We start from the raw sequence: 7,634 nt of genomic DNA, 5'->3' as shown, positions 1-7,634 counted from the left end.
TAATGAAGTCTCTAAGCAGCTTGAAGCTCGGCGTACGCTAACGAAGACTCTTGAAGAAAAAGAATTAAAATTAAGTGAGCAATTAAAAGAAAAAGAGAGTGAAATTAAAAAAATAAATAGCGAAAGTGCGAGTGTTCAAAAAGAGAATAAAACATTAAAACAGCAATTGGATAAAGCTATGGGAGAAGGGCAGATTATTGCAAGTCAGCTTGCATATGCCTATTCAATTATCGGTAAAGATAATGCCCAACGAAATAAATCAATTCTGTCGGAAATACAAAAACAGAACTATGTGCAATACGATGATAACACTTACTTTAAAATCCTAAAACAAGGGAAACCTGTGGATTCAATTGCAGGTAAAACAGTTGTTTTCGCTATGCATGAACAATTAACCGATGGTACAGTAACACTTAATTATGACAAAGCTAAGCCGTTAATTTTACCATACCGCCAACTTCCACTGCCTCTTAATACTTTTGTTGCTAAAGCAGGCTTAAATGGCAAAGCTAAAATTTATATTAAACCTGATGGAGGGTATGGGAAAGATGGTATCCCAGGGCAAGTACCTCCAGAATCGATGTCTATAGTGACAATTGAAATTTTAGCTATCAAATAGCATCCTTTAATAAATTACCGTTGTCAGCTCTTCTATAAATAATGAAGAGCTGATATTTTATACATGCCACATAAATTCATCATTAATTAAACATAAAGAGTGTTCTACTAGCCAGTGTTTTAGTTTTTTACAATTTTCAGGGTGTTGTGGAATAGTGATTAAAATATCCCATAATGGTTGTAATAACTCAGAATGCGGTTGTGTATTTTGTAAGTACTCTAATGTATTATTTATTTTTTTATTGAATACCGGCTCTTTTTCCCAAGCTTCTATAACTAATTTAATATCCTTTTTCAGCAAATCATCTATCACAACGATCCGTGCTTTATCAGCTTCTAATTTTGTTTTTATATCTTCTAAAGATAAAAAAGAAGAGGCTATATTTGATGGTTCCTTTTCTTCAAATAATTTAATGTTTTCACATTGATTAATTTGATATTCGAGATCTTTTTTTATCTCATAAAGTGTAAATATATGCGGTGTTATATGCTCAACCCACCAAATAAAAATGGGTTTTATGATAGCTTGAATTAAACGTGCATGATCAGCAATGTTGATTTTTGCATTTAAAGCGTTCCAATTAATATCTGATATATTAGATTGGTATTTATTAGCCAAATTTACTACGGCATTAATATTTTCTTTAGTTAATGGCACTGAGCAATGTTTTTTGCGTAAAAACCATGTGGATTGCAATAAACTGTCTACAGCTTCACGGCATAATAAACGAGATAATATTTTAATTTGTTTCTCATTTATATCATTATTTGTAATAAGTAAAGAAAACTGAAGATTAAATAAATTATCAACAGTTTTCTTATTTTCATCTGCCATCATTTTTTTTAGCAAATTAAAATAACGATAATATTGGTATTTGCTAGTATTAGTTTGTCGCTTTATCACAATAGTTTCACTCATCAGAACAAATTTTGCATATTCTAGCGATGAATTGAATGATGATATTATGATAATAGGTCGGATTTTTTATAATTTTAATTTAAGATGTCTCGCTTTACTCGGTGTCATATTAAAACGTCGATGATAGCTTTGTGTAAAGTAAGATTGGCTAGAGAATCCTGACTCCATAGAAATATCGACAATACTCATTTCTGTTGTTAATAATAATTGATGTGCGTAAATAATTCTTCTTTCGCATATCCATGTTCTTGGCGATGTTCCATAAACATGATTAAATAACTCTTTAAATGTGGTGAGACCCATACCAAACTCGCGAGCAAACTGTTTTAGCTTCCAATTTTTTAGATGGTTTTTTTCCATAAATATTTTCAAGCGATCAACTTGCCTATGACTTAATTGGCGTAGTAACGCCATAAGATTGGCACCTTGCTCGGAAGAAAGTAATAGAATGAGCATTTCTTCAATACGTAATTGAGTAAAAGTATCTGGACAATTTTGTGAAGAAAGATAATCAAAACCATTACTACAAAAATGGATCAGAGGTGAATCTTCAAAACAGATAAAAGCCGATGAGAAATTTTCCTCTCTATCGATATTACTGAGAATATCACTATTTTTTGACATGAAATTTCTTAAGAAATCATCAGAAAGAGGAATATAAATTGTTTCACAAGGCTCATTGCCTAGCGTTTTTATGGTATAATTTCCTTGTTGTAAGAAAATAATCTGATCTTTGTTAATAGTTATTGTATTTGTGCAGTTTTGTAATACCAGCGCATTATTTCTGATTATGTATAAAGCTTTTTGGTTATTTTCTAATATTTGATATTGCGGATAAAAATAAGAGAGTTTTTGAATAACGCAATCTTGTTTAGTGTTTTCACCACATTGTATTGTATTCATTTTTCGCCCAAAATTATTATATAAGTATCACTGTATTTAATACCAATAAATAAAAAGAATATAAAGTAGTAGCTTCTTTATTATTTAAAGAGTATTAAAAATAAAAAATAGAATGTTTTCTTTATTATGATGTGGTTTTTTTTTAGATATTAGACATTGAAGTTGCCATTTCTAATTTAAGATAAATCATTTGTTTAATTTAATGTCATTTTTTATAGATTGCAAAAACAATTTAATTAAGCTAGTCATTTAATGAAAAGAATGCGACAAAATTTAGTAGAATTTTGTAATAATATATTGACAGATAATGAAATAGAGTTATTTATTCTATAAATAACAATTAGTTATATTTCATTTTAAAATTTACACTGTAAAGCATAATAAGGGTGTTTTTTAAACACTATAAAGTTGTTTAATATGAGTTGTTAATAAATTTTTGTGTATATGTTTTTATTTTGTATATTAAATGAGTGTTTTTTGCAATGAATTTATTTGATAAAAAAAATAAAATGTAATTTTTATAGGTTATTTTCACTATATATTATTATCTTTTTTAGTATGGCAAAGAAGCAAATAAACTTGCTATAAATTTTCCCCAAGTATATTTTTTCGTCTTTATATAGTTTTAACATTATGAAAACATAAAAATTAACGTCTATCATAAAAATGGCCAGTAATGTATCAAGAAATTAGTCTTAAAAATAGACGGTGGTTTATTTTTGTGACTAATGTCTCATATTTTATCTGTGATGGTTTTATTGCTGTTTTGTTAGCTCTCCTCCATTTGTTGAAGATTTTTGAATAATCAAGTTGTTATCAATAGATGCGATTAGCTATATGTTAATTCGTGTTATAAATTATCATCATTATAGGATGGGAAAGTGTGCATCTTATTCATAAATTAGCAAAAAATTAATTGTTATCTCTTTTTTATCTACTTATAAATCGACCTTTTCCCTAAAAAGCAAAGCCCAAAATTGGGGATGATATATGGCGTTATTATCGCCATCGACTTGAATAATTATTTATTAAAATAATAAGTAGAGCTGGTGTATTTATTATCAGGGAGGTTCAGATATAGCTAATTATGGATAATAAGCGAACACAGCGGGATATTATATTTAGCATAATATGGATTATTTGGTCATGTGCATTAATGGCTTTTTGGCGATATCAAATAGCTGGTGAGCTTTTGATCACCCTTATCCTAATTTTTAGCATTATTATTTACTCTATAACTTTGAGGTTAAAAAAAACGGCAATGTTTAGTCGAAAAACAGAAACACCAAAAGCCGCGGAGCCTATTGCTCCAGTTATGGCAGAAGAAAAAAAGCCTATGCCGGAGCAAAAATTGTATACCATTATTGCTAAAGGCACTGTATTTCAAGGTGATATTAACGTTGATGGTGATATTCAAATTTGGGGTAAAATTTCAGGGAATATCAATGTAAAAGATGGCGTGATCCGTGTTATGCATGCAGGCCAAGTTGAAGGGGAATTAACGGCGCCAGACATCATTATTGATGGTTTTGTTAAAGGTATTTGTGCCGCAAACAATCTTGATATTCTAGAGCATGGTGAACTACGTGGCACTAGTCGTTGTGGCAGTATGTCAATTAAACGTGGCGGTGTCTTTACTGGACAATCTGAACAGGTTGAACACCAAGCTAAAGCCGTTGCACAGCAACGTGTTGTATCTATTAAAGAAGGTACAGTTAATACCAATAAAGAGTCTGTAACTGCAGAAAGTAAACTAAAAGAAAATAAAAAATAAAAGCGATTCTCTTTTTATTACTTATGATCTGTTTTATTTTATCATTATTATCCTAACTAATTAGAATGAGAATAATGATGGAATTGGCTACTCCTCGATTACGTTTACGAGAATGGCGTGAAAGTGATAAAGCGCCATTTTTTTTACATATTAACGCCTCAGCATCGGTGATGCGTTATTTCCCTTCACCACTTACCCGCGCAGAAAGCGATGCAATGGTTGATACATTGCGTGATAAATTTATTCAGCAAAATGGTTGGGGACTTTGGGCCGTTGAATTAAAAGAGACTCAAGAGCTTATTGGCTTTGTTGGATTAAATATTCCTAATGCCCCTTTGCCTTTTAATCCGTGTGTTGAAATAGGTTGGCGTATTGCACAATCTCATTGGCGTAAAGGGTACACTTATGAGGCGGCCTTAACAGTATTAAAATATGCTTTTGAACAGTTGAAACTGGAAGAAGTGGTGGCATTTACCGCCGTGACCAATTTACCCTCAGAAGGGGTGATGAAAAAACTCGGTATGAAGAAGTCTGAATATTTTATGCATCCATCTCTAGATAAAACACACCCTTTAGCACAACATGTATTATACCGATTAAAAAAAGCAGACTTTATTTTCCCGATAAACGTTTAGATTTTTTAGCCGGTAATGCAGGAACGGGTTTCTTATCATCAATAAGATGTCTAATTGCTAAATAGGGATGATAAATTAGCATTCGAGGCCCCGCCCAACGCATGACTTGTTTCATTGCTGATCTTTTTACTGGCTGATAGCAGTGAATTGGACATTGTTTGCAGGCGGGTTTTTCCTCACCATAGCGACATTTATCTAGTCTTTTATAAGCATATGTCACTAATTGCTGATAATACTCGGGGTCGGTATTAGGATGCGCTCGTTCATACAGAGCAACCATTTTTTGGATGGTTTTCTTCTCTCGATTAATTCTTTTACCTGACATGGTACTCTCACTTCTTATTGTTGCATTTAAAATGCATTTTATCATAACGCATGACTGGGATGATAAATTAATTGGCTATTTTTAAGGCAAAAAAAGAAAAAATTTTGCAAAAATACTTTTCTTTTTTTTGATTATATAATACTGTATTTATATACAGTTTATTTGCCTTGGTATGGTGAAAATAATGCGTGTGGAAATTTTATTTAACAAACAATCTAATGTCACTGACTCACTATTTCCGCTGTTAGAACATGAACTAAGAAAAAAAATTATTCCTATTTATCCTGATATGCAGTTTCGTATCGCTTTTAGTAGCATGAATACGATCCAAGTCACGGGCGTAAAAGATGAAGCTAAGCATGAGCATATTATGGAGTTAATTCAAAGTGTTTGGGAAGATGATAGTTGGCTCCAAACGAATGATGATTAACGACCAATTAAGTTAAACAGAGATTGCCAGAGCATCTTACTTTTATTGATCAGATAGATAGTTAACAACATGCCAAACATGTTGCTTACTGGCAATCTACTTATTGATATTACTAATGGCGACAAATTTTGTTTTCACTGGTAGTAAAACCGCCATCAGCAGCAATAAATTTTCCTTTTTTTTCTAAAAATGCCACTAATTCGGCCGCTGTCATATTCTCAGCAGAACAGGTATGAAAGCGCGCTTCTTCCCCAAAACGTTGATGAATTGCCTCGATAAGTGATCTTTGCGTAAACGCCACTTTTGATGAAAGGATCATATGTAATACTTCATGACCATGTATAGATGCCATTTGTTAGCCCTTAATTATATAAGATGTATTTATTATGCATCTTTTTAGGAGGGAAACTTTGTTTTTAATCATAAAAAAGCGATGACAAAAGGTCATCGCTTCAGGTCGCTGATAAATAATATTTGCGCCGTAGTAAAGAACGGTTTATTTCTCAGCTTGTTGAAGTATTTTTTGCATTTCATCTTTTAGATAGAGTTTTTCTTTTTTTAGTTTTGCAACTTCATCATTGTAGCCTGCGCCATTAGGTCCTTCTAATTTAGCAATTTCTTGATCAAGTCGATGGTGTTTATCATAGAGAGCTTGGAAACGAGGATGGGTATTTTTTAACTGAGAAACCAGTGATTGTCTTTCTGAGAACATATAACCTCCTAATGAAAGAAATTGCGATCTCTATTTCAGTATAATCATAGATAGCTGATCTGCACGTTAGTGCATCACAAATTTACATTTCATCAATAAAAGAATGAGTTCTTTAAAAATTATCAGAATAATCCTCTCAGAGAGAGATCTGCTAAAGTGTTAGCATCTATATTATAAAATGCTAGTATTAAGATGATTACTAATAAAAATATCTAAGCAAAATTTGTTAACAGCGATTTGGCGCTGTGAATATGGAGAAAATGATGAATAAAGTAATTTTATCTTTGGTTGCAGCGATGTCTTTGTCTGCTTGCGCACAAGCGGTTGATAGTTTGGAAAAAGTCGCTCCTTATCCTAAAGCAAAGGAAAATCAAATTCGTCATGTTATTGAGTTAGAACAAAAAGAAAACGAAGGCAATTACCAAGTTGAGTTGATCGTGGGTAAAGAGATGATGGTTGATTGTAATCGTCAATGGTTTGGTGCTGAGTTAGATAAAAAAGATCTCGAAGGTTGGGGTTATGATTACTATATCGTAAGCGACTTAAATGGCCCAATGTCTACGATGATGGGTTGTCTTGATAACACTAAAAAACCCGCCTTTGTTCAAGCTAATATGGGGCAAGCGGCATTTATCCGCTATAACAGCAAATTACCTATTGTTGTCTATGCACCAAAAGATGTAGATGTGAAATATCGTGTGTGGTCTACTTCTGACGAGGTTAAAGATTCAACAAAGAAATAATGATTGATCTTTAATGATTATTGAGTGGAAAGCCCTTTGTTTTCAAAGGGCTTTTTTTACAACTAACGGATCACCAATACCGACATTTTTGCATGGCGAACAATAGATGATGCTGTTGAGCCTAATAAGTAGGAAGAAACATTAGGACGATGTGAAGCAATAGCAATTAAATCTGCATCGATTTGACGTGCATACTCTAAAATTTCATCTTTTGCATTACCAACACCGACATTGCAAACAATTTGCTCATCGGGAATTTTCGCATCTTTGATCATATCTTGCAGAGCAATAAAAGCGAGGCGAGTGCGCTCTGAAGAGTCTTTAAATTTTTCAGGAATAGCGGCAAACTCAATACCAAAGAAAAGTTCTGCATTTGGAATAACGGTGAGGAAGTGGATCTCGGGTTTGCCAACTTGAGCAATTTGTTCAATGTGAGTGATCAGTTCCTGAGAAAGCTCGTCTTCTAGAATATCGATAGGAACTAGAATTTTTTTGTACATTACAAACCTCACTTAACGTTAGTTTTAAAATATAACTCTATTATCACTGAATATAAAAAATATAGCTGTGATCTA

General features: G+C 32.4%; 11 protein-coding genes. 5 read left to right on the top strand and 6 right to left on the bottom strand.

The annotated features are described in order from the left end of the window. Positions 1-619: FKBP-type peptidyl-prolyl cis-trans isomerase (locus HMPREF3129_RS18890; RefSeq protein ID WP_368072760.1), on the top strand; the 619-nt coding region annotated here is incomplete at its 5' end. Between the two features lie 57 nt (positions 620-676). Here HMPREF3129_RS18890 and HMPREF3129_RS07985 read toward each other — a convergent pair. After that, positions 677-1,537 carry a T3SS regulon anti-activator ExsD domain-containing protein gene (locus HMPREF3129_RS07985; protein WP_004244001.1) on the bottom strand — a complete coding sequence of 287 codons (861 nt, stop codon included), beginning with the start codon at positions 1,535-1,537 and terminating at the stop codon, positions 677-679. Positions 1,538-1,603: 66 nt separating this feature from the next. Continuing rightward, positions 1,604-2,440 (bottom strand): helix-turn-helix domain-containing protein, encoded by an 837-nt coding sequence (locus HMPREF3129_RS07980; RefSeq protein ID WP_004244000.1) that lies wholly within the window; start codon positions 2,438-2,440, stop codon positions 1,604-1,606. Positions 2,441-3,701: 1,261 nt separating this feature from the next. Between HMPREF3129_RS07980 and HMPREF3129_RS07975 the strand changes: the two genes are divergently transcribed. Together HMPREF3129_RS07975 and HMPREF3129_RS07970 are read left to right on the top strand one after the other, a co-directional pair. After that, complete coding sequence (locus HMPREF3129_RS07975; RefSeq protein ID WP_004248516.1) at positions 3,702-4,214, top strand: bactofilin family protein; 513 nt, start codon at positions 3,702-3,704, stop codon at positions 4,212-4,214. 74 nt (positions 4,215-4,288) lie between these two features. Beyond that, positions 4,289-4,849, top strand: coding sequence for a GNAT family N-acetyltransferase (locus HMPREF3129_RS07970; RefSeq protein WP_012368174.1), 561 nt, complete (start codon positions 4,289-4,291; stop codon positions 4,847-4,849). On the opposite strand, the gene HMPREF3129_RS07965 is transcribed toward HMPREF3129_RS07970, so the two are convergent. Then, on the bottom strand, positions 4,827-5,174 hold the full coding sequence (locus HMPREF3129_RS07965) for a nitrous oxide-stimulated promoter family protein (RefSeq protein ID WP_070486929.1): 348 nt from the start codon (positions 5,172-5,174) through the stop codon (positions 4,827-4,829). The two genes, HMPREF3129_RS07970 and HMPREF3129_RS07965, sit on opposite strands and share 23 nt — an antisense overlap. 184 nt (positions 5,175-5,358) lie before the next feature. Here HMPREF3129_RS07965 and HMPREF3129_RS07960 point away from each other — a divergent pair, with 184 nt between their 5' ends. Beyond that, positions 5,359-5,604, top strand: coding sequence for a DinI-like family protein (locus tag HMPREF3129_RS07960; protein ID WP_012368173.1), 246 nt, complete (start codon positions 5,359-5,361; stop codon positions 5,602-5,604). Between the two features lie 112 nt (positions 5,605-5,716). Here HMPREF3129_RS07960 and HMPREF3129_RS07955 read toward each other — a convergent pair whose 3' ends face one another. Together HMPREF3129_RS07955 and HMPREF3129_RS07950 are read right to left on the bottom strand one after the other, a co-directional pair. Next, a complete protein-coding gene (locus tag HMPREF3129_RS07955; RefSeq protein WP_004248513.1) occupies positions 5,717-5,956 on the bottom strand; it encodes a YecH family metal-binding protein in 240 nt (79 codons plus the stop codon). A gap of 144 nt (positions 5,957-6,100) precedes the next feature. Next, entirely contained in the window at positions 6,101-6,316 is a 216-nt protein-coding gene (locus HMPREF3129_RS07950) for a DUF465 domain-containing protein (RefSeq protein ID WP_004243991.1), read from the bottom strand. A gap of 263 nt (positions 6,317-6,579) precedes the next feature. Between HMPREF3129_RS07950 and eco the strand changes: the two genes are divergently transcribed. Next, positions 6,580-7,059: a serine protease inhibitor ecotin gene (gene eco / locus HMPREF3129_RS07945; RefSeq protein WP_004248511.1), complete on the top strand. Its 480-nt coding sequence runs from the start codon at positions 6,580-6,582 to the stop codon at positions 7,057-7,059. A gap of 62 nt (positions 7,060-7,121) precedes the next feature. Here eco and HMPREF3129_RS07940 read toward each other — a convergent pair whose 3' ends face one another. After that, entirely contained in the window at positions 7,122-7,559 is a 438-nt protein-coding gene (locus HMPREF3129_RS07940; protein ID WP_004248510.1) for a universal stress protein, read from the bottom strand. Positions 7,560-7,634: the final 75 nt, after the last annotated feature.

This window comes from Proteus sp. HMSC14B05, from assembly GCF_001808035.1.
In the GTDB taxonomy this organism is placed as follows: domain Bacteria; phylum Pseudomonadota; class Gammaproteobacteria; order Enterobacterales; family Enterobacteriaceae; genus Proteus; species Proteus mirabilis.
Note: the sequence above shows the minus strand (reverse complement) of the source record. Positions and strands in the feature narration are given on the sequence as shown.

Excerpts from the sequence above, each read along its gene's own strand:
- HMPREF3129_RS07985 (WP_004244001.1), bottom strand. The coding sequence starts at position 1,537 with ATGAGTGAAACTATTGTGATAAAGCGACAAACTAATACTAGCAAATAC.
- HMPREF3129_RS07980 (WP_004244000.1), bottom strand. The coding sequence starts at position 2,440 with ATGAATACAATACAATGTGGTGAAAACACTAAACAAGATTGCGTTATT.
- HMPREF3129_RS07975 (WP_004248516.1), top strand. The coding sequence starts at position 3,702 with ATGTTTAGTCGAAAAACAGAAACACCAAAAGCCGCGGAGCCTATTGCT.
- HMPREF3129_RS07970 (WP_012368174.1), top strand. The coding sequence starts at position 4,289 with ATGATGGAATTGGCTACTCCTCGATTACGTTTACGAGAATGGCGTGAA.
- HMPREF3129_RS07965 (WP_070486929.1), bottom strand. The coding sequence starts at position 5,174 with ATGTCAGGTAAAAGAATTAATCGAGAGAAGAAAACCATCCAAAAAATG.
- HMPREF3129_RS07960 (WP_012368173.1), top strand. The coding sequence starts at position 5,359 with ATGCGTGTGGAAATTTTATTTAACAAACAATCTAATGTCACTGACTCA.
- HMPREF3129_RS07955 (WP_004248513.1), bottom strand. The coding sequence starts at position 5,956 with ATGGCATCTATACATGGTCATGAAGTATTACATATGATCCTTTCATCA.
- HMPREF3129_RS07950 (WP_004243991.1), bottom strand. The coding sequence starts at position 6,316 with ATGTTCTCAGAAAGACAATCACTGGTTTCTCAGTTAAAAAATACCCAT.
- eco (WP_004248511.1), top strand. The coding sequence starts at position 6,580 with ATGAATAAAGTAATTTTATCTTTGGTTGCAGCGATGTCTTTGTCTGCT.
- HMPREF3129_RS07940 (WP_004248510.1), bottom strand. The coding sequence starts at position 7,559 with ATGTACAAAAAAATTCTAGTTCCTATCGATATTCTAGAAGACGAGCTT.